The sequence below is a fragment of the Bartonella sp. AS69XJJH genome (genome assembly GCF_042195585.1).
GTDB lineage: Bacteria > Pseudomonadota > Alphaproteobacteria > Rhizobiales > Rhizobiaceae > Bartonella.
This window is the reverse complement of sequence record NZ_JBHIOO010000005.1, coordinates 1-19,376: the sequence shown is the minus strand read 5'-3', so window position 1 is coordinate 19,376 and position 19,376 is coordinate 1. Positions and strand designations below refer to the sequence as shown.

23 protein-coding genes and 3 pseudogenes are annotated in these 19,376 nt (G+C 40.2%); 10 read left to right on the top strand and 16 right to left on the bottom strand.

The genetic code is table 11. The annotated features are described in order from the left end of the window. The 10 genes and pseudogenes from ACFIK6_RS03645 to ACFIK6_RS03600 all read left to right on the top strand — a co-directional run. Positions 1-953, top strand: a pseudogene (locus ACFIK6_RS03645) (tol-pal system protein); the annotation flags it as partial. Positions 954-971: 18 nt separating this feature from the next. Continuing rightward, the gene (gene tilS, locus ACFIK6_RS03640) at positions 972-2,525 is read left to right on the top strand and encodes a tRNA lysidine(34) synthetase TilS (protein ID WP_375677382.1); all 1,554 of its coding nucleotides are present in this window, start codon (positions 972-974) and stop codon (positions 2,523-2,525) included. Positions 2,526-2,639: 114 nt separating this feature from the next. Then, positions 2,640-4,802 (top strand): ATP-dependent zinc metalloprotease FtsH, encoded by a 2,163-nt coding sequence (gene ftsH, locus ACFIK6_RS03635; protein WP_375677381.1) that lies wholly within the window; start codon positions 2,640-2,642, stop codon positions 4,800-4,802. Positions 4,803-5,433: 631 nt separating this feature from the next. Continuing rightward, positions 5,434-6,807, top strand: coding sequence for a phosphoglucosamine mutase (glmM, locus tag ACFIK6_RS03630; RefSeq protein WP_375641817.1), 1,374 nt, complete (start codon positions 5,434-5,436; stop codon positions 6,805-6,807). Positions 6,808-7,449: 642 nt separating this feature from the next. Beyond that, positions 7,450-7,599, top strand: coding sequence for a hypothetical protein (locus ACFIK6_RS03625; RefSeq protein ID WP_375641816.1), 150 nt, complete (start codon positions 7,450-7,452; stop codon positions 7,597-7,599). A 119-nt stretch (positions 7,600-7,718) separates the two neighbouring features. Then, positions 7,719-7,965, top strand: a pseudogene (locus tag ACFIK6_RS03620) (HigA family addiction module antitoxin). 196 nt (positions 7,966-8,161) lie between these two features. Further along, positions 8,162-8,350: an antitoxin VbhA family protein gene (locus ACFIK6_RS03615; RefSeq protein ID WP_273790453.1), complete on the top strand. Its 189-nt coding sequence runs from the start codon at positions 8,162-8,164 to the stop codon at positions 8,348-8,350. Next, positions 8,340-9,860: a type II toxin-antitoxin system protein adenylyltransferase VbhT gene (gene vbhT, locus ACFIK6_RS03610; RefSeq protein WP_375641815.1), complete on the top strand. Its 1,521-nt coding sequence runs from the start codon at positions 8,340-8,342 to the stop codon at positions 9,858-9,860. Before ACFIK6_RS03615 ends, vbhT begins: the two co-directional genes overlap by 11 nt. Before the next feature lie 164 nt (positions 9,861-10,024). Beyond that, positions 10,025-10,144: a type II toxin-antitoxin system RelB/DinJ family antitoxin gene (locus tag ACFIK6_RS03605; RefSeq protein ID WP_375641814.1), complete on the top strand. Its 120-nt coding sequence runs from the start codon at positions 10,025-10,027 to the stop codon at positions 10,142-10,144. A gap of 142 nt (positions 10,145-10,286) precedes the next feature. Further along, a complete protein-coding gene (locus tag ACFIK6_RS03600) occupies positions 10,287-10,496 on the top strand; it encodes a type II toxin-antitoxin system mRNA interferase toxin, RelE/StbE family (RefSeq protein ID WP_375641813.1) in 210 nt (69 codons plus the stop codon). On the opposite strand, the gene virB11 is transcribed toward ACFIK6_RS03600, so the two are convergent. From virB11 to ACFIK6_RS03520, 16 genes and pseudogenes are all read right to left on the bottom strand, one after another. Then, positions 10,474-11,526: a P-type DNA transfer ATPase VirB11 gene (gene virB11 / locus ACFIK6_RS03595; RefSeq protein ID WP_375641812.1), complete on the bottom strand. Its 1,053-nt coding sequence runs from the start codon at positions 11,524-11,526 to the stop codon at positions 10,474-10,476. The two genes, ACFIK6_RS03600 and virB11, sit on opposite strands and share 23 nt — an antisense overlap. A 17-nt stretch (positions 11,527-11,543) precedes the next feature. Next, positions 11,544-12,716 carry a type IV secretion system protein VirB10 gene (gene virB10 / locus ACFIK6_RS03590; RefSeq protein ID WP_375641811.1) on the bottom strand — a complete coding sequence of 391 codons (1,173 nt, stop codon included), beginning with the start codon at positions 12,714-12,716 and terminating at the stop codon, positions 11,544-11,546. Positions 12,717-12,743: 27 nt separating this feature from the next. Beyond that, positions 12,744-13,634, bottom strand: a complete 891-nt coding sequence (virB9, locus tag ACFIK6_RS03585) for a P-type conjugative transfer protein VirB9 (protein ID WP_375641810.1) — start codon at positions 13,632-13,634, stop codon at positions 12,744-12,746. Beyond that, a complete protein-coding gene (locus ACFIK6_RS03580) occupies positions 13,600-14,271 on the bottom strand; it encodes a virB8 family protein (RefSeq protein ID WP_273791646.1) in 672 nt (223 codons plus the stop codon). Before ACFIK6_RS03580 ends, virB9 begins: the two co-directional genes overlap by 35 nt. After that, the gene (locus tag ACFIK6_RS03575) at positions 14,268-14,555 is read right to left on the bottom strand and encodes a type IV secretion protein VblB7 (protein WP_375641809.1); all 288 of its coding nucleotides are present in this window, start codon (positions 14,553-14,555) and stop codon (positions 14,268-14,270) included. Before ACFIK6_RS03575 ends, ACFIK6_RS03580 begins: the two co-directional genes overlap by 4 nt. A gap of 6 nt (positions 14,556-14,561) precedes the next feature. After that, positions 14,562-15,497: a type IV secretion system protein gene (locus ACFIK6_RS03570; RefSeq protein ID WP_375641808.1), complete on the bottom strand. Its 936-nt coding sequence runs from the start codon at positions 15,495-15,497 to the stop codon at positions 14,562-14,564. A gap of 26 nt (positions 15,498-15,523) precedes the next feature. Further along, positions 15,524-15,928 carry an EexN family lipoprotein gene (locus tag ACFIK6_RS03565; RefSeq protein WP_375641807.1) on the bottom strand — a complete coding sequence of 135 codons (405 nt, stop codon included), beginning with the start codon at positions 15,926-15,928 and terminating at the stop codon, positions 15,524-15,526. Positions 15,929-15,993: 65 nt separating this feature from the next. After that, complete coding sequence (locus ACFIK6_RS03560) at positions 15,994-16,185, bottom strand: hypothetical protein (protein WP_375641806.1); 192 nt, start codon at positions 16,183-16,185, stop codon at positions 15,994-15,996. A 26-nt stretch (positions 16,186-16,211) separates the two neighbouring features. Continuing rightward, positions 16,212-16,592, bottom strand: coding sequence for an EexN family lipoprotein (locus ACFIK6_RS03555; protein ID WP_375641805.1), 381 nt, complete (start codon positions 16,590-16,592; stop codon positions 16,212-16,214). Positions 16,593-16,646: 54 nt separating this feature from the next. Continuing rightward, positions 16,647-16,862, bottom strand: a complete 216-nt coding sequence (locus tag ACFIK6_RS03550) for a hypothetical protein (protein WP_273791652.1) — start codon at positions 16,860-16,862, stop codon at positions 16,647-16,649. Positions 16,863-16,888: 26 nt separating this feature from the next. Then, on the bottom strand, positions 16,889-17,293 hold the full coding sequence (locus ACFIK6_RS03545; RefSeq protein WP_375641804.1) for an EexN family lipoprotein: 405 nt from the start codon (positions 17,291-17,293) through the stop codon (positions 16,889-16,891). Between the two features lie 54 nt (positions 17,294-17,347). Next, positions 17,348-17,563, bottom strand: coding sequence for a hypothetical protein (locus ACFIK6_RS03540; protein ID WP_375677380.1), 216 nt, complete (start codon positions 17,561-17,563; stop codon positions 17,348-17,350). Positions 17,564-17,589: 26 nt separating this feature from the next. Continuing rightward, complete coding sequence (locus ACFIK6_RS03535) at positions 17,590-17,895, bottom strand: EexN family lipoprotein (RefSeq protein ID WP_375677379.1); 306 nt, start codon at positions 17,893-17,895, stop codon at positions 17,590-17,592. Positions 17,896-17,897: 2 nt separating this feature from the next. Continuing rightward, entirely contained in the window at positions 17,898-18,284 is a 387-nt protein-coding gene (locus ACFIK6_RS03530) for an EexN family lipoprotein (RefSeq protein ID WP_375677378.1), read from the bottom strand. Next, positions 18,284-18,549: pseudogene (locus ACFIK6_RS03525) on the bottom strand (EexN family lipoprotein). The gene ACFIK6_RS03530 and the pseudogene ACFIK6_RS03525 overlap by 1 nt, the downstream one beginning before the upstream one ends. 24 nt (positions 18,550-18,573) lie before the next feature. Beyond that, entirely contained in the window at positions 18,574-19,332 is a 759-nt protein-coding gene (locus ACFIK6_RS03520; RefSeq protein ID WP_375677403.1) for a type IV secretion system protein, read from the bottom strand. Positions 19,333-19,376 lie beyond the last annotated feature (44 nt).

The following is a 19,376-nucleotide window of genomic DNA, read 5'->3' as shown; positions in this document are numbered from 1 at the left end:
AAGCAGCTGATAAAGCAGCGTCTAGCGTGGTGGAAAAAGCCACTGACGCTGTTGATAAGGCTGTCGATGCAGTGAAGAACGCACCTGAAGCAGCTGATAAAGCAGCGTCTAGCGTGGAGGAAAAAGCCACTGATGCCGTTGATAAGGCTGTCGATGCAGTGAAGGATGCGCCTGAAGCAGCTGATAAAGCAGCGTCTAGCGTGGAGGAAAAAGCCGCTAGTGTTGCGGAACACCAAGGGATTATTTTAGAGAATCAACAGGTTTTATTTAAAGATTATGATTTAGATAAGCTTTTGCATAAGATACGAATGGTGCTTGAGCATAACAATCTAAAAAATGTTAATAAGCAGTTTCATGGGCTTTTTGATACAAAAGACTCTTCTGTTTATTCTTGTTCTTTTGAAAAGTCCGCTGTGGATGAAGAATCTCAGACTGTAAAAGAAGAGATGAAGCAGGAGCATAGTGCAGGTGATCAGACACAGGTTGCTGCTGTGGAAGCTAAGGTGGAGAGCCATGATCCTGAAAACACTAAACATTTTAAAAAAGCGCATGAAGTAAGTGCTCCAATTGAAGCATATCAGAGTGACAATCTTTCTTCTTCTAAAGCTTTGTATAAGGAAGGGTATGATTTTATTCGTTCTGCCAACTATGTTGATGCTGAAAAAAGCTTTTGCGCTTTTCAAAATCGTTACAAAAAAGATTCTTTGAGTGATGATGCTTTATTTTGGTTGGCCGAATCTTTGTTGGGACAAAAACGCTATCATGAAGCAGCACAAGTTTATCTTACCGCATGGTATGCAGATAAAAAGAAGCTCTATACCTCCGAGATTTTGCTGAAATTAGCAAGAAGTATGGTTGCTCTTGAGCCAAATAAAGACGATTGTGCTCATTTTGTGAAAAATTCAAAACGTCAAAAAACATTAGAGTCTATTTTTTGTAAACCTGCAAAATAAATAGCGAGGTCGTTTTCGGTGTGCGTTAGACTGGCAAGAAATCTCTTTAAAACATCGGATTTTATTCAATGTCAGAAGTTGATTCTTGCCGTCTCAGGGGGAAGTGATTCTTTGGCTTTGATGTTTTTGGTCAAAGAGCATTTGGAAACTCTCTCAGTTCCTCCAGAAATGATTGTTGTCACGGTTGATCATCAATTGCGTAAAGAATCAACGCGTGAAGCAGAAACTGTTGCGAAAATTTGTCGAGTTCATCAAATTCAACATATCGCTGTGCGGTGGGAAGGTGAAAAACCAAAGACGCATATTGCTTCCAGTGCTCGTGTTGCACGCTATGATCTTTTGGTTAAAGAAGCACAAAAACAAGGCGCATCAGTTATTATGACGGGCCATACACTCAATGATCAGGTTGAAACCTATCAAATGCGTTATCAACGTCTCCAAAAGAATAGAGGTGCGTTGCACGGTAATGTTGGTGCTTTGCATGATGAAGTTTCTGCGGGCGGTTTTACCAGTGCGTTGCACGGTGAAGTTGGTGCCATGCATGATGAGGTTTGTGCCAGTGGTTTTGCCGGTGCCATGTGTGGTGAAACCGAGGGTATGCGTGATGAGAATCATACCAGAGAAATAAGAAAAAATAAAAATATTGCCGAAAAAAACGATGGTCCCCTATATGAGCGTGGTTTATCCTGTATCCCGCGTGAGGCGTTGTTGCATAGAAAAGTGCGTTTGATTCGGCCGCTCCTTGGTGTAAAACGCCAAACATTACGGAATTATTTATGCTTACAAGGACAAAAATGGATTGATGACCCAACCAATGAAGATCGCAGTTTTGAACGTGTGCGCGTGCGTCAATCTCTTTCTCCACAAAAATTGGCTTATATTGCTCAAAAAATAAATGAAGCCGCATTGCAGCGTCGTCAACAAGCGAAAAATATTGCTGATTTGATCTTAGCGCTGGATATTACTGTTCAACATGGGCGTTGTTTCATAGCAAAGCCTGCGCTATTTTTACAGAAACATTCCGGTTTTCCTTTCGTGGTGGGGCTTTTTGCTGTGTTGATGGGAGGGGGATTTTATTTACTTCCCAATCAGAAATTAAGCATGCTTGTTCAAAAACTCTGTCTCGATTCTCCAGAAAAGAAGCGTTTTACTTATGCGGGCTCTGTTATTGAATATAACAAGCACGGAATTTCTTTGTGGCGTGAAGGGCGAAATATGAAAGAGGCTATCGTTGAGCCAGATAAAACTTTTATATGGGATGGGCGCTATAAAATCATAAATCATGGATCTGAGGCTATAAAGGTTGGAGCCGCAAATTTAGAACTGCTGAAATTTTTATTAAAAAATAGCGATTTTGAGCTTGAAAAGCCTCATTTTCCCTCTTTACAATCGCTACTGATGATCTCAAATCATAAAGGGTATGATATTCCAGAGTTGATTTCTCAAGCAGTTGTTCATAAACATGTTATCATCAAGCGTATTATGGCACCTTTCGATTGGCTTTCCTCACGAGAAGATGCTGCCTTGGTAAATGTTGTGGAACCTTTTTTTAATATTAAGGTGAAAAGATAAAGGAAAATTACTCTAAAAGAAAATAAACAGCTTCTCATCTCTTGGCAAGGGGCTGACAAGGTTATATGTTAAGGGGAACTGTTTGAAATCTATATTTGATTAAGTGGGCTGAATATGAATTCCAATTACCGCTCTCTCCTTATTTGGGGAGTTATTGCCTTCATTTTGATTGTGTCGTTTTCTCTCTTTAATGGAGATAGTCAGCGTTCTGGTGGTGGAGAAGTCTCCTATTCTGAATTTTTGCAAAAAGTTGAGAATAATGAGTTGAAATCTGTGACCATTCAAGGTCAAAAATTAACAGGACAAACCGTTGAACATAGAACTATCTCAACCTATGCTCCTCGCGATCCAGGTTTGATACAAAAATTGGAAAGCAAAAACGTTAATGTTAAAGCTGTTCCGGAAAGCTCTGGAAATAGCATTTTCCTCAATCTCCTCTTTTCCTTATTGCCTGTTATTATTATCGTGGGGGCGTGGGTCTTTTTTATGCGGCAAATGCAAAATGGATCACGCGGTGCAATGGGATTTGGGAAATCAAAAGCAAAATTGCTTAATGAAGCGCAAGGACGTGTTACCTTTAAAGATGTTGCTGGCGTTGAAGAAGCAAAGCAAGATCTTCAAGAAATTGTTGAATTTTTACGCGAACCACAAAAATTTCAACGCTTAGGGGGGCGTATTCCACGCGGTGTTTTGCTTGTTGGTCCTCCAGGAACCGGTAAAACTTTGCTAGCACGTTCTGTGGCAGGTGAAGCCAATGTGCCATTCTTTACCATTTCAGGGTCTGATTTTGTTGAAATGTTTGTTGGTGTTGGGGCGAGCCGTGTGCGCGATATGTTCGAACAGGCTAAAAAAAATGCACCTTGTATTATCTTTATCGATGAAATCGATGCTGTTGGACGTCATCGGGGGGCTGGACTTGGTGGTGGAAACGATGAACGTGAACAGACCTTAAATCAGTTGCTTGTCGAAATGGATGGGTTTGAGCCCAATGAAAGTATTATTCTCATTGCCGCAACAAACCGTCCCGATGTGCTTGATCCCGCTTTGTTAAGACCAGGGCGTTTCGACCGACAAGTTGTTGTGCCAAACCCTGATGTTTCTGGCCGTGAACAAATCTTGAAAGTGCATGTGCGCAACGTGCCTTTAGCGCCTAACGTTGATTTAAAGATTTTGGCAAGGGGAACACCAGGATTTTCCGGTGCAGACCTGATGAATCTGGTCAATGAAGCTGCTCTTATGGCTGCGAGCCGTAATAAAAGAGTTGTCACGATGCAAGAATTCGAAGATGCCAAAGATAAGGTGATGATGGGGGCTGAACGTCGTTCAACCGCTATGACACAAGAGGAAAAAGAACTCACTGCTTATCACGAAGCAGGGCATGCTATTGTGGCTCTTAATGTGCCGGTTGCTGATCCTGTCCACAAAGCAACAATCGTTCCAAGGGGAAGAGCATTGGGAATGGTGATGCAATTGCCTGAAGGCGATCGCTATTCCATGAGTTATCGGTGGATGATTTCTCGTTTGGCTATTATGATGGGTGGACGTGTGGCTGAAGAATTAAAGTTTGGAAAGGAAAATATCACCTCCGGTGCTTCTTCTGATATTGAGCAAGCAACTAAATTAGCACGCGCAATGATCACACGGTGGGGATTTTCTGATCTGCTTGGGAATGTAGCTTATGGCGATAACCAAGATGAAGTCTTTTTGGGTCACTCTGTTGCGCGAACACAAAATGTCTCTGAAGAAACAGCGCGCATGATTGATATGGAAGTGCGTAAGCTTATTGATGATGCCTATAAAAATGCGACCAACATTTTAAAAACAAAAAGAAAAGAATGGTTTGCTTTGGCACAAGGTTTGTTGGAATATGAGACTTTAACGGGAACTGAAATTAACGAAGTTATTGCAGGAAAGCCTCCTTCACGCACTCAGAAAGATGAGGGTGCTCCGCTACGGGGGTCTTCTGTTCCAAAAACTGGAAAAATGAATACAGAGACAACAGTGGAAGATGCAAAAAACACTGAAGTAGTCTCTAAAACAGTGTCTCATAAAGAAGAGAGCGATAAAGGCAAGGCAGAAAAAGCAGAGTCAACTGTTGGGAAAAAAACAGCAAAATCCGGTAATGTTGGGCCTAAGGAGGCTCAGTCTAAAGAAGGGCAGCCGGATGAGACTGAGAAAAAAGCGCAAAGCACAAAAGGTACTACAAAATCAGTCAACCGTTCTAAAAGTAATGCTGAAAAGAAGTCCAATACTGCGGGAGATGATAAAGAAAAATAAGAACTGTTTAATAACGCTTGAGTAACGATGTTTTAGGAAAGCTTCTAAATTCTTTGAGAAAGGCGCAAGCAAAGCTTGCGCCTTTAATGTAATATTTGCAAAAATATGGAAGCAAAAAATTAAGCAAAGCCGTTGTATAATAACAGCTTTAGAAGGTTACAAGGCGAGATGGTATTTTCCTTTACGGATTTGACAAAACTGTATGAGGTGAGGCGATAGGTTTCCTTGTGGATTTTGTAAGGTTTGAGGTTTGGTGCTGGGTTTCTTTACGGATTTGGCAACTGTATGAGGTGAGGCGATAGGTTTCCTTGTGGATTTTGTAAGGTTTGAGGTTTGGTGCTGGGTTTCTTTACCGATTTGGCAACAGTGTGAGATGATCCTTTGGTTATGTTCAAGGGATGTATAAAGTATTTTGAGGAAATAATATTGCTTGTATGTGTGAGGGTGTAAACATAATTGGTTGAGAGGGGCTTAGATGTGTAGATGGTGAATAGGTTTTTTGATTATCTAAATGCATGAAGGTTTAGATCAATGATCTGATTTTATATGGGGAGGGGACTATTGTACCAAGGGGGCTTGTTAGGGTTTTAAAAAAAGCCAAGGGAAGAATTATATATTAAAGGAAAGAGGCATGGTGCAAAAATATTTTGGTACAGATGGAATTCGGGGGAAAGCCAATTCATTTCCTATGACACCTGATTTTGCCATGAAGGTGGGAATGGCTGTAGGGGTTTTATTCCGCTCACAACATCAATCTCATCGTGTGGTGATTGGCAAGGATACACGATTATCTGGCTATATGTTGGAAAACGCTTTGGTTTCAGGATTGACTGCTGCGGGGATGGAAGCTTTTTTATTGGGGCCAGTGCCAACACCTGCTGTTGCAATGCTTTGCCGCTCTTTGCGAGCGGATCTTGGGGTGATGATTTCTGCTTCTCATAATCCGTTCTATGATAATGGAATTAAACTTTTTGGTCCTGATGGTTTTAAACTTTCAGATGATATGGAAGCGAAAATTGAACAATTGATCGATACAGATCTTTCAAAGTCTTTAGCAAGTTCTGCTGAAATTGGTTATGCAAAACGGGTTGAGGGAGATATTTATCGTTATATTGAATATGCTAAACGAACTTTGCCGCGTGATGTTCGCTTAGATGCTTTGCGTATTGTTGTGGATTGTGCCAATGGGGCTGCTTATAAAGCGGCTCCCCGTGCCTTATGGGAATTAGGGGCTGAGGTTTTTGCTATTCATGATGAGCCCAATGGAACCAATATTAATCAAAAATGTGGATCAACCGATTTAAGATCTTTAAAACGAAAAGTGCATGAAGTGCGTGCTGATGTGGGGATTGCTCTTGATGGAGATGGGGATCGTGTTCTCATTGTTGATGAAAAAGCACAAACGGTTGATGGAGATCAGTTGATTGCTGTCATTGCTGAAAATTGGCATAAAATGGGACGATTACGGCGCAATGGTGTTGTCACAACGATTATGTCAAATCTGGGACTGGAGCGTTTCTTGCACAGTAAAGGGTTGCACCTTGTAAGGACAAATGTTGGAGATCGTTATGTTGTCGATGCCATGCGCCAAAAGGGATATAATGTTGGTGGTGAGGCTTCTGGGCATATCGTGCTCAGTGATTTTGGTACAACGGGTGATGGCTTGGTGGCTGCATTGCAGATTTTAGCCTGTATGAAGGAAAGCCAAAGCCCTATGAGCCAATTGTGTAAACGGTTTGAACCTGTACCGCAAATTTTAAAAAATGTAACGATTAAAAATAAAAATGTTTTGAAAAAAAATCCCGTCAAAGCGGCCATTGATCAAGCAGAAAAGCGGTTGGGAAAAGAGGCACGGCTGGTGATCCGCGCTTCTGGAACTGAGCCGGTTATCCGCCTTATGGCTGAAGGCGATGCACGAGAAGCATTGGACACAGTCGTGACAGAGTTGATGGATGTTATTATTCATCATGATGTACGCATGGGTACTGCACTTGAGGAATCTTGAATTTTTTGAGAAAATTATCAGATCATCTTTTGATAAAGGTCTTATTGTAATGCGAGATTTTGGCAATTATGAAGGGTGTGATTATTAACTATGTGAGTGATGTAATAACGGTAATGGATACTCTATCTGCTAATAAATTAAATAAAAAAGAGAAAAGTCCAATTCTAATAACTATAATGCGTATAGTTTTCTCTAGTTCATAAGATATTAAAAAGATGTCTTTTTTTGATTTTCCTTTTTCTTTTGCTTATTCGTAAACCGGTTATTATTTTAACAGAGTTTATAGCAGGGGGATTTATTAGTCTTATTCATTCTTTTTACTGGATATACAGCGGGGGCAGCGCCTTATGAACATCAAACAGCAATGGTCATTGGTTATATCGTCGTTATGTTTCTAAGTGCAGCTGCCAATTGGGGATATGATGCGCTCCTATTACGTTTAGCGCCTTCTAATTATGAACTTATACTTTTCCAATAATGAGTAGAATAATGAGAGAGATGAGAATGAGCAATTTTTTCACGACAGTTCTAATGTTTATAAAGTAAAAAAACCGTGTGGTATAAAAATTATGAACGTTTTTTGTATCTTGGAGGGGTACACTCTATATTCATTTATGATTTTAGGATTTAAACATAAAAGAATTGAAGCTTTTTACTAATACTGGCACGACTGAAGGGATTAGAACCGCCCATGCTGGAAAATTAAAGTGTATTCTAGGTGTTCTTGAAGGTGCTGTATCGCCAAAAGATTTTGAGTTATCCGTTCTTTTGATTACATTTGCTAAAAAGTGATTTCAAGGATTATTAGTCAATTACTGTAAATGGAAATTGTCGCGTAATATTTCGCTTTGATAGCATAGATGTCGAAATGGTTGATTATCTAGATTGTCATCAAAAAGGAGATCTAAACAATGATGAAGAATCCTTCACATCTCGGTGAGTTATTGCGTGAAGATGTGATCAAAGAGCTTGGTTTATCCGTGAATGAAGCAGCAGAGTGGCTTGGTATTATCTCGTGGAGCACTTTCTAGAGTTTTAAATGGAAAAGCTGCTATGAGTGCTAATCTTGCTATTAGGCTTGAAATGTCTGGTGTAAGCACAGCACGTGCTTGGCTTGCTATGCAAACAAATTATGATTTATCAAAAGCAATTTTTTAACAATAGTCTCACAATAAAGAATGCATAAAAGAGCTTCAAATGGTTGTTAAATTTTTGCAACAGAGACATGTGGAAGAGCAAAATAACGCGATAGCGCGGATAAAGGCAAAAGATGTGACACGGTAAGATAAGGCAATAAAATCTTGTTTCTATAGTCTGCTTGGCTATAATAAATGTAAGCAAAGGAGGGTTTTATATGTTGAGTGAAGAGGAAATTAAGCTGCGTCGCTTTTATGCTGAAAATGCATTGGCAAGCCAACGTTTAGAGGGATTAGAGCCAGATCCAAAAGTCGTTGAGCAAATGGAACGTGTTATTATTGGAGAGCTTGAAACAAGTGATATCCTCAAAGATTATATGGAGAGGGTAAAACGTGGTGAAGTATAAGGGGAGCGGTGATCCTTATACTGATCCTGAAACTGGTGTGATGTATAATCGGCTTGGTATTAAAGATGAAGCCACACTGCAACGTGTAGAATCTACGATTTCTTATGTAAAATCTTTCGAATTTGTACATACTCCTATTCGTGGTGAGTTTGATCTGAATTACATGAAAGAGATCCATAGAAGACTGTTTGGTGACATATATGAATGGGCGGGACAAGTTCGTTTAGTGGATATTGCCAAAGGCAATAGTATGTTTGCTAGTTATAATCAGATTGAAAGTTATGCACCGAAGATTACACAAAAGCTTGCAAAAGAACAGTATCTGCGTGGTCTTGGCACTTATGACTTTAGTCAAAGGGCTGGATATTACATGGGTGAGTTGAATGCGTTGCATCCGTTTCGAGAGGGGAATGGGCGCACTCAGCGCGAATTTATGGTGCAACTTGCTTGTGAAGCTGGTTATCATATCAACTGGAAGGGTATTGAGCGACAAGAAATGACACGTGCGTCAATTGAAGCACATTTTGGTAATTCAGAATATCTGTCTGCACTCATCTATAAGAATCTTACCAAGTTTACAGAAAATAAAAGGGATGATGTTTCTCAAGGTATTGGCAAAAATATTGCTTTTTGCGTTGATCTTAATAAAGAGTGCTTAGAACAACAAAAAGAGAAGATTGAAACCCTTTGGGATAGAGAAAAGACAACTTTTAGCAGACTTCAAAAAGAAGAACTTGAAGTTGAGCAATCGCAAAGGGATGTTAATGCTACGTTAGAAGCAACAGAAAAAGCGCCATACCTTGCTGCTTATACGGATAACTCTGATCTAGAACAGAAGGTGCTAAGCGCTCTTAGGAATGAAAAATCTTATGTTAATATGTTTAAGGAGTTAAACAGTCGTTTAGCATCTATTTATAAAGATCCACAAGAGGCTGCGCTTAGGATTGAGCAAACGATTTTAGCAGGTAAAGGCGATAAACTCTCTGATATTTTGGATAGGGCACCTGATAGAGCGGGCGAACTGCGTGGATCAGATCGTTTTATCGATAAATTGAAGGCTACAGGAAAAGAACGAAAAGAAGCGCTTTATCATGTTCCTCTTGCACTTTCTTCTATTAAAAAGCTTCAATCCTTTTATAAGAATTCTTATGAGACACATATGGATAGTTTTACACGGGAGCGTGAACAGTTAAAAGTAGAGGTTCCGTCACTTTCACAAGAAGCAGTGACTTTTATGAAAAATGTTGAAGCTGGTCGTGATAGTTATTCAAAGATACCAGAGCAGGTTAGTGAAGAATTTTTAAAGCTACAAAGTGCTTTAGATAAACGTTTTGGACATGATGCCATTCATAAATATGGTTTTGATTTATCAAAAGTGATCCCCAAAGAACAGTCTCATGATAAAGATTGCATAAAAGAGCTTCAAATGGTTGTTAAATTTTTGCAACAGAGACAACAGGAGAAAATCAACGCAATAGCGCGTGCAAGATCAATAGATATGATACGGTGAGGGCAAGGATAAAGCTTTATGCTGTATAAGCCCTATTAAGTCATATGATAAAAGAGAGGTAATCAAAGGAGGTTTAATATGGGTGTGACAAAAGATGTTGTACGTGCCCGCATAGATAGGGCGTTAAAAAATCCGGTGAAATATTAGCAAGTTTAGGACTTACGGTGTCTGATTTCATACGAATTTCTTTAGCTAAAGTTGTTGATGAAAGAGGATTGCCGTTTGATATGTATGTTCCTAATGCGAAAACGCTTAAAACTTTTGAGAAAAGTGATAGAGGATAAGATGTATACTTTGCGAAAGATATGAATGATTTGTTTTGTAATTTAGGTATTTATTGTTTCAGATCATTCACTCAAATCAATTTAAGAACGACCTTAAAATAGTTGCTAAGCGTGGAAAAGATTTAAGAAAAATCAAAAAGTAATGCTGTTATTGCAAAAAAGAGAGCCGTTACCTTTGCGTTATAGAGATCACTCACTTAGAGCAGGTTGGCATGGTTTTCAGAATATACACATCGAGCCAGATTGGCTTTTAGTTTATAAAATTAGTGGTAATCAATTACGATTTGAGCGTACAGGGCGCATTCGGATTTATTTAGTTAGATTGTTTTTTAAAAGGCATCACGGCGTTTGAAGGGGTCGTAATAGATTTCTGTTACACGAAATTTCCCTTCGAGACGTTTACATTGGATGATGACATCTATCATCGAGATTAATAAGCCGCGGATATCATCGCGTGCTAAATTACCACCACCGTCACTTTCTTTGACTAAAAGGGTCATTTGTTCAAAGGCTGCAAGGGCTGTTGAGGCGTGGACGGTGGTAATGGAGCCGGGGTGACCAGAGTTGACATTACGGATATAGTAAAAGGCTGTACCATCACGCAGCTCTTGTAGAAGGATTCTGTCGGGGCGCATGCGTAAGCCTGATTCAAGCAGTTCTTTTGCGCCTGCTTTTGCTAAGCCTTGGTTATCTTTTGAATAAAAGAGTTGGACTTTGTTGGCGTGCGGAACGACAAGTTCTGGCGTGTCTTCAATGGTGAGAATTCGTTCATAGTCAGGGATTTTTGCAATTAAAGCTTTGGAGAGGGTTGTTTTCCCTGAACCGGTTTTTCCAGATATTAAGATATTTTGTTGTGTAATAACGGCTCTTTCTAAAAAGGTGCAAAAATCTTTAGCGATAAAGAGATCTGTTAGCTCTTTTTCTGTATCAGAGAGTTCGGATAACCGTTCAGTCATTTGTTGCGTGGGTGTGAAACTGGTGTTTTGGGCGACAGAAAACAGGTTGTTTTCATGTAAACTTTCAAGAGAAAAAGTGCGTGATGAAGGTTTACGAATGGTCATGCTAATGGTATTGGCTGCAACAGCTGGAGGCATAACAATTTGTATGCGTTCGTTGTTTGGCAGTGTTGCGGAGAGAACCGGGGTTTCTACACTGATTTTCTGAGTTGTATAGGCAGCAACAACTTTAGCAATCCCTTCTAGTTCGCCGTAGGTTAGTTCTTTTAAGATGTGGGTTTGCCAACCATTGGGACCCTCAACGATTACTTCGCCGGGGCGATTGATGACAATTTCAAATAAATTTTCATCATTAAGGAAGTCATCTAAGATCTTTAATTTTGTTAAAACGATAGAGGCTCGTTCTGCATTTTTTGCTGAGGGCATAATATGACTTTATTGGCTTAATGAAAAAAGGAATAGCTGGTAGTAGAGCGGTTTCTTTTGCTCTTTACGACTAGTTTATAGACAGATGAAAAATCGAGATCTCTTGCTACAAAGATGTTGACGAGTTCGCCTTGAAATTTTTCTAGAGTAGGAGGGATGTTGATTTGATTTTCAAGAGCAACGGTGGCTGTATCTTTTCCAAGGCTGCTTGCGCCTTCAAAACCACCGCCCGCAGCATTGTTTGCACCTGTGTTATTGGATTTTTTTTGCATTCTATTGGTGAGGTTTGTTGTGACACCATCAATAACGGTGAGTAAAAGGGAAGAGCCAAAGCGTTCCCACCAATGGGTGTTGATGTTGCCATCAAAACCGGCTCTGCCTAAAGTGTCGGTTGCTGGTGAGGCAAGGGGAATGATGACACCGGTTGGGGTTTTGGCTCTTGTCCAGAGCACAAAGAGGCGAGATTGACCTTGTTTTATCCCACCGCGGTATTCTCCAATGACTTGGGTTCCTTTATCAAGCAAAACAACGCGTCCATTGTCAGAGAGGATATCACGGTTGATTATGCAGCTTGCAAAGCCTGGTTGGTCGCTGTTTAATGCCGTTTCTAAGATACAGGGGATAGAGGTTCCCATGGCGATGATAAAGTTTCTATTGCCGATGAGTTTTGCTTTTGTTTCTTCTGTTGTGGTGGGTTTTAAAAGGGTTGCAAAATTTTGTGTGTTTTGAAGGGCAGGAGAATTTTGCGCATTCGCGAGATTTTCAAGGGCATGGAATTTGTCAAGGGGGTTTAGAGCAGTGTTGACGATGTCTTTTAATTCAGATTTAGAGCCTTTGGCAAAAGCGAGAACAGGGGCACGTCTTGCGGCATCAAGTAGTGGGTCATCTTTTTTGGGCTCTGGTGCGAGTGGTTGTGGGGGTGGTAAGGTTATTGGCGCTATGTTGGCACGCGGGTCAGAGGGGGCGAGCTCTAAAGGCGCGAGGGTGTTGTGAAAGCTTTGTTCTTGTTTTTTATGAGCTTTTGCGGTGTTTTTTTGTTCTGTGGGGGTGGATAAGATGTTCCAGAGCACATAGCCGCAGATTCCTATACAGGCAATTGCGACAACTATTTTTTTGCCGGCGGTTTTGGCGCTATTGTTTTTGCCATCCCCAATAGATCCGCGATCTTCGATGATTGGTTTATCACTCATGTGTTGTCCCCTTCAATTCCCGCTTATTTAAAGATCTGATGCAACTTTACGTTCAACAGATGGTGAGGTTGTTCCGGTATTTGGATTTGTGCCTTTTGGTTGATAGGCTTCGTTAAAGACGCATAGGACGTTTCTTCCCTTTCTTAGGGTGAAGCGCGCGCTAATGGCATGGACAATAACCATGTTGCCTCTTGTGGTTTTGGGAACCAGCGATTCTGTACCGTCATTGTTGACGATGTAAATGGCAGGGATTTCTTGGTTGTCTGGAAATGTAAATGTTGTGGTTTTGCCATTGTCGTAAACGGAGGAGGGTTCGAGTACGCTTGAGCCTTGAGCGGTGTAAGCCCAATTGCGTGGTCCGTAGGTTTCATATGCGTTGAAGACATTATCAATACGCTGAGCTTGCTGTTTTTCTTGTCGCATAAGGGCGGCGAGTCTTCTTTGTTCTGCTTCTTCTTGTGGGTAGCGAAATTTCACAAGGAAATATGTTTCTTGTCCAGAGGAAATTTCCCCATCTTTGACCATGAGTTCAAATTGATAGGAGCGCTTTGAGCCATCAAGCTTTGTGGTGACGACTTGGAGATTGGTAATGGGTTGGACTTCTCTTGCTTTGAGGAAAAGAATATTGCCAGCGGGGGCAACTTCCCATGCAACGCTGTTGCCAATGGCTACATGGGCAATTTCTTCATTGGGAGAAAATTCTATTTGTACCGATGAGCGTATGGAGCCAATAATTTTTGTGACATTATAGGCATCATAGTTGATAAAGCGAATGCGGCTATCGCTTGGCGCACGGGTGGGAAAAATACTAGCATGGCTTATCGGTATAGGAGAGAGGGTAATAGCGATGTTAAGAATGAGAAAAAGAATTTTTTTGTCATGATCAGTTGACCACTTCCGGATCGGTTCTATATTCACTAACAATAAACCCTAGAGGATTTATCAAACGGTTTTGGACAGAGATAGGGGCATTGATATATTCAAAGGTAAGTGTTGCAACCCAGTGGGTGATGAATTCTTTGTTGGTTTCATTGTCATGAATGGTTCTGTAGTAACGCACTTGGGCAACATTGTCATTGATAAAGGAGATTGATTTTATTGTTATTGTAACGGCGGCGTGTTTATAGAGAATTTGAGGACTTTGGGGATTTCTTGCTCCATACCAGCTGGCAAATCTTTCCTGTTCTTCAGAAGAGGAGAGTAGGGAGACGGTTTGGAAGTTGTGTTGTGTTTCTTCTGTGGTGAAGCCTTCACGGGAGCGGACATATTTTGCAGCAAAGTAGCGTGTGATTGCTTCGTCGACATTGGTGGGACCTTCTTTTAAGGCTTCCACAACTTCGGTGATGCCGGTTGAATTGTCTACACGGATGACAAAAGGTTCCACGGTTTTAAGGGGTGTGAGGGTGATGACTGCGAGAGAAGACATTATTGCAACCGCAACGGCTATGCCGGCAATGGCAAGCGAGACGCGGGTGGTGCGGCGTGAGGCGAGCATGCGATCTTGATCGAACGAGCGTGCTTCAGCAATGTATTGTTCTATATCTTTTTCTTTCATGCTTTTTGCCCGCAATTTTTGTAAGATTTGATTTCTTCATCCGTTAATTTTTGTGCCAGAAGCGTTTCCAGCTTACCTTCTTTCACGGGTGAAGGTGTGTTGTTACTGATGATAATGGGCGTGGGCGTGGGTTTTTTCCCTTCCCAATTCCACATTGATCTGTTGAGTGGACGTTTAGAATATCCATCACACTTTGGGAGTGACTTCAGTGTGTGTGATGAAGACATACAGCCACTGAGAAAGAGAAATGGTAAGATAATCCCAATTTTTTTAAATTTCCGCATTTGAACTTAGGCCTTTGCTAATAGTGATGCTAATTTTTTAACGCCCTTCGTTATCGTGTTGGCTGTTGCTTTAGCAGCTTTACCTGTTAGTTGAGCCGTTGTTTTAGCGACTGGTCCTGAGCCTGTAAGAGAAGCCCCCCCAGAGGCTAAAGCTGATGCGATATCAGGGAGTCTGAGGAAAAGAAAAATACCACCAAGACCAACAACCAAGAACTGAATTAAAGTAGTGAAGATATTTTTAATATCTCCTGAAAAAACGTCCATTGAAATCTTGACATATAAACCACCAAGCAGCACGACTAACACATATAAAATGATGAAGTTTGCAACTTGCCCTAACCATGCTTCTGTGAATTTTCTGGTTGAGGAAAACATATAGAGGCTTATGAAGAGTGGTCCTATTGATATGACAAGAAACAAACCCAATTTAGCAAATAATGAAACAACAAAACCGACTAGACAAAATAAGATAGCAGCAACTAGGCAGATAAAACCAGCAATCCATGTCGCAATAAACTTCCCCATTTGAGTCAGACCTGTGTACTGGTTTGCTGCGTCCAAAACCTGTGCTCCAGCTTTGCCTATCATATTGTCCCATACATTTCGATCCACATGTGCTCCTTGTGTGACATTTGAAATGGCATTTGGCAGATCATGGAAAAATATACCACTGACCCACGCATTATAAACATCGGCCTTTGTGGCAAGTGAAACAACGATGCCGAGTTTGAAAGTTGTCACTATAAATTCCCACAGTGGCATGGAAGAGCGCCCATAGATGATATTGTAGCCCATAAATATAATGTAAATTGTACAAGATAGCTTAAGCGGAGCACCTAAACCTGACGAAAGATTAGCAATGGTTTTACCCATTGCGTCTGTAATGGGATCCATCAACATATTGTCTATCTTAGTGAATATGCCTTTGCTTTCTACTGCCATTGAGATGCTCCGCTCTTCATTATGTCTTAATGGTTATTTTGTTGTTCTTCTGCCGCGCGCTCTTTTGCTCTTCGTTCTTCTTCAGCGCGTGTTTCCGCTCTTTGTTTTTCGAGTATTTTTTGAGTCTCAGCTCTCATTTTTTCACGATCAGCTTTTTGTTTCGCCATAAATTCTTCATATCTTTTGCGATCGTTCTCTTCCGCTTGACGCTCTCTTTCTGCTGCTTTTGCTTCATATTCTTTTTCAAGTTCTAAAAATGCTAACCGCATGTTTTCACAATTTTTTGAAGTTCCTGCAAATCCACATCTAGCATCCCACTCTAAGCGTAATTTTTCATCTTTTTTAAATTCAGCGACGCTATAGGTTTTTTCACATCCAGCCGTGATGAGCCCTGTGCAAAGTAGCAATGTTGTTACGAGAACTTTATTCATCAATATTTCCCCTTCTTTCTTTCAGTTTTACAAGGTTTGAGCACAATCTTTAAATTCTGCTTGTGTTATCGGTTTTTATAACCAGTGATGATAAATCTAGGGCAGCGACATAATGTTGCCATAAATCTATTATAAAGTACACAAAGCTCTTTAAGTTGAGCAGCTAAAGCGCAATAGGTGTTATCCATTGTTTTTGTAATGGGATTCATTAACATATTGTCGATATAAGAAAATACGCCTTTGGTTACTATTGCCATTGAGATGCTCCGCTCTTCATTATGTTTTAATGGTTATTTTGTTGTTCTTCAGCGTGCTCTTTCGCTCTTCGTTCTTCTTCAGCGCGTTCTTTTGCTTCTTGTTCGGCTTTCCATTTTTCATGTTCAGCTTTTTGTTTGTCCATAAGTTCATCCATCGCTTTGTTGAAGCGCTCTGCCGCTTTCCGGCTTCTTTCTTCAGCTTTGGCTTCATATTCTTTTTCAAGTTCTAAAAATGCTAAACGCATGTTTTCACAATTTTTTGAAGTTCCTGCGAATCCACATTTAGCATCCCACTCTAAGCGTAAATTTTTATCTTTTTTAAATTCTGCGACGCTATAGGTTTTTTCACATCCAGCAGCAATAATTCCAGTGCCAAGTAGCAATGTTGTTATGAGAACTTTATTCATCGATATTTCCCCTTCTTTCTTTCAGTTTTACAAGTTTTGAGCACAATTTTTAAATTATGCTTGTGTTATCGGTTTTTTATAACCAGTGATGATAAATCTAGGGCAGCGACATAATCTTGCCATAAATCTATTGTATAGCCTGTAAGGTTCTTTAAGTTGAGCAGCTAAAGCGCAATAGTGATGTGTAATGGCGCTATCCATTGTCTTTGTAATGGGTTCCATCAACATATTGTCGATATAAGAAAATATGCCTTTGCTTTCTACTGCCATTGAGATGCTCCGCTCTTCATTATGTCTTAATGGTTATTTTGTTGTTCTTCTGCCGCGCGCTCTTTTGCTCTTCGTTCTTCTTCAGCGCGTGTTTCCGCTCTTTGTTTTTCGAGTATTTTTTGAGTCTCAGCCTCCCTTTTTTCAAGTCTGGCTTTTTGTTTCGCCATAAATTCTTCATAGCTTTTGCGATTTTCTTCTGCAATTTTACGACTTCTTTCTGCTTCTTTTGCTTCATATTCTTTCTGAAGTTCTAAAAATGCTAACCGCATGTTTTCACAGTTTTTTGAAGTTCCTGCAAATCCACATTTCGCATCCCACTCTAGGCGTAATTTTTCATCTTTTTTAAATTCTGCGACGCTATAGGTTTTTTCACATCCAGCAGCGATAATTCCAGTGCCAAGTAGCAATGTTGTTATGAGAACTTTATTCATCGATATTTCCCCTTCTTTCTCTCAGTTTTACAAGGTTTGAGCACAATCTTTAAATTATGCTTGTGTTATCGGTTTTTTATAACCAGTGATGATAAATCTAGGGCAGCGACATAATCTTGCCATAAATCTATTGTATAGTCTGTAAGGTTCTTTAAGTTGAGCAGCTAAAGTGCAATAGTGATGTGTAATGGCGCTATCCATTGTTTTTGTAATGGGATCCATCAACATATTGTCGATATCAGTAAAGATGCCTTTGCTTTCTACTGCCATTGAGATGCTCCGCTCTTCATTGTGTCTTAATGGTTATTTTGTTTTTTTTCAGCGCGTTCTTCTGCTTCTCGTTCTTCTCGCCTTTTATTTATTTTCTCTAGAGCTTTATTATAATTTTCTAACGCTCTCTTAGAATGTTCTTCATCAAGTTCCTTCGCGGCTTGTCGCACATTTTGACAATTTTTCGAATTATCAGAAGCTCCACACTTCCATTGAAACTCTCTTATTAAGCTTTCATTTTTTTTAAATTCTGCTACGCTGTAGGTTTTTTCACATCCAGCAGCAATAATTCCAGTGCCAAGTAGCAATGTTGTTATGAGAACTTTATTCATGATTAATGACTGTCCTGTTGTTGTTTAGCTTTAGCGCGCTCTTCTGCTTCTCGTTCGGCTTTAGCTCGTTTTTTAGCTTCAAATTCAGCTTTCCATTTTTCATATTCAGCTTTTTGTTTCGCTAGAAGTGCATCCATACCTTTCTTACGCTCTTTTGCCGCTTCACGTGCTCTTTCTTCAGCTTTTGCTTCATATTCTTTTTCAAGTTCTAAAAATGCTAAACGCATGTTTTCACAGTTTTTTGAAGTCCCTGCAAATCCACATTTAGCATCCCACTCTAGGCGTAAATTTTTATCTTTTTTAAATTCTGCGACGCTATAGGTTTTTTCACATCCAGCTGTGATGAGGCCTGTGCAAAGTAGCAATGTTGTTATGAGAACTTTATTCATTATTTATTGTCCTGTTTCTTTTCAGATTCTTGTTTATCGTCATTTGTCGAGCTAAAATCTCCCCATTTTTTGCGGGTTTCAAGTTCAGCTTGCTCTGCATTTTTACAATTTTTCGAATTCAAATCCCCTGACGTCAAACATTTCACTAATACTTCTTCCATCAGTTTTTTATTTTTTTAAGTTCTTCTACGCTGTAGGTTTTTTCACAACCAGTGGTGATCAGCCCTGTGCAAAGTAGCAATGTTGTTATGATGATCTTGTTCATGTTCAAGCCCCTCTTTTTTCTCGTTTATTGACCACGCAGTTTTTGGGCTAAAGCTTTGGTTCGTGCTTTAAATTCTTCTATTTCACGTCTTTCTGCCGCTTTTTCTTCTGCTTGTTGAATCATCATGGCGGCTTGCATTTGGAGTATTTTTGTTTGGAGGTCTGCTTGTACCGCTGCTAATTGTGCTTGAATGCCTTGAATTTTACCCGCATCTTCAGTACTTCCAAGTTCGTCAAGCAGCTTGTTAATGTTTTTTTGTGTTTCACTGGCTTCTTCGTAGACGTCTTGGCCTTTTGCTGCTTGTCCTACTACGCGCTGCTCGGCTTTTTTCACTTCCTCTGCGTAAAAAGCATCAACTGCCTCTTTTGAATCTGCTCCGCCTGAGGGCTCTTTGTATTTAAGTTCTTCTTGCCATTTTTGCGTGTTTTTGCTGCTGCTCCCGCCGCCACCGCCACCGCCACCGCCGCTGCCCATCGATTGTTGAAAGTGATTAAAATCTGAAGGAAGGGCGCCACTGCTCCCTTGCTTGTTAAACATGTCTTTCAATCCCGAGATGTCAGGCTTGACATTTAAGGAGTTATATAATTGTTTTGCTTGATCGAGTTGGCTCTTTAATTGGTCAAGCTGTTGTTTGCCTTGTTGAATTTGTTCTTTCAATTTGTCAAGTTGCTTTCCCCCTTGCATAAAAGATTTTAAATCGAATGTAGGCATTTGTGCAAAGGCATTTGTTTGAAAGCCAAAAGAAATTGCGCAAAGGGCTGTTGCCAATAAAAGTTTTTTCATTGTTTTGACCTTTCTTGAAAAATAGGAAGCCATTTTTCTGGAGA

Coding starts and splice junctions, on each gene's coding strand:
- ACFIK6_RS03530 (WP_375677378.1), bottom strand. CDS start 18,284: ATGAATAAAGTTCTCATAACAACATTGCTACTTTGCACAGGCCTCATC.
- ACFIK6_RS03540 (WP_375677380.1), bottom strand. CDS start 17,563: ATGGCAGTAGAAAGCAAAGGCATCTTTACTGATATCGACAATATGTTG.
- ACFIK6_RS03545 (WP_375641804.1), bottom strand. CDS start 17,293: ATGAATAAAGTTCTCATAACAACATTGCTACTTGGCACTGGAATTATC.
- ACFIK6_RS03555 (WP_375641805.1), bottom strand. CDS start 16,592: ATGAATAAAGTTCTCATAACAACATTGCTACTTGGCACTGGAATTATT.
- ACFIK6_RS03575 (WP_375641809.1), bottom strand. CDS start 14,555: ATGCGGAAATTTAAAAAAATTGGGATTATCTTACCATTTCTCTTTCTC.
- virB11 (WP_375641812.1), bottom strand. CDS start 11,526: ATGCCCTCAGCAAAAAATGCAGAACGAGCCTCTATCGTTTTAACAAAA.
- ACFIK6_RS03535 (WP_375677379.1), bottom strand. CDS start 17,895: ATGAATAAAGTTCTCATAACAACATTGCTACTTGGCACTGGAATTATT.
- ACFIK6_RS03570 (WP_375641808.1), bottom strand. CDS start 15,497: ATGGCAGTAGAAAGCAAAGGCATATTCACTAAGATAGACAATATGTTG.
- ACFIK6_RS03600 (WP_375641813.1), top strand. CDS start 10,287: ATGCTGTTATTGCAAAAAAGAGAGCCGTTACCTTTGCGTTATAGAGAT.
- glmM (WP_375641817.1), top strand. CDS start 5,434: ATGGTGCAAAAATATTTTGGTACAGATGGAATTCGGGGGAAAGCCAAT.
- ACFIK6_RS03565 (WP_375641807.1), bottom strand. CDS start 15,928: ATGAATAAAGTTCTCGTAACAACATTGCTACTTTGCACAGGGCTCATC.
- ACFIK6_RS03550 (WP_273791652.1), bottom strand. CDS start 16,862: ATGGCAGTAGAAAGCAAAGGCATATTTTCTTATATCGACAATATGTTG.
- ACFIK6_RS03560 (WP_375641806.1), bottom strand. CDS start 16,185: ATGGCAATAGTAACCAAAGGCGTATTTTCTTATATCGACAATATGTTA.
- virB10 (WP_375641811.1), bottom strand. CDS start 12,716: ATGAGTGATAAACCAATCATCGAAGATCGCGGATCTATTGGGGATGGC.
- ACFIK6_RS03615 (WP_273790453.1), top strand. CDS start 8,162: ATGTTGAGTGAAGAGGAAATTAAGCTGCGTCGCTTTTATGCTGAAAAT.
- ACFIK6_RS03520 (WP_375677403.1), bottom strand. CDS start 19,332: ATGAAAAAACTTTTATTGGCAACAGCCCTTTGCGCAATTTCTTTTGGC.
- ACFIK6_RS03580 (WP_273791646.1), bottom strand. CDS start 14,271: ATGAAAGAAAAAGATATAGAACAATACATTGCTGAAGCACGCTCGTTC.
- ftsH (WP_375677381.1), top strand. CDS start 2,640: ATGAATTCCAATTACCGCTCTCTCCTTATTTGGGGAGTTATTGCCTTC.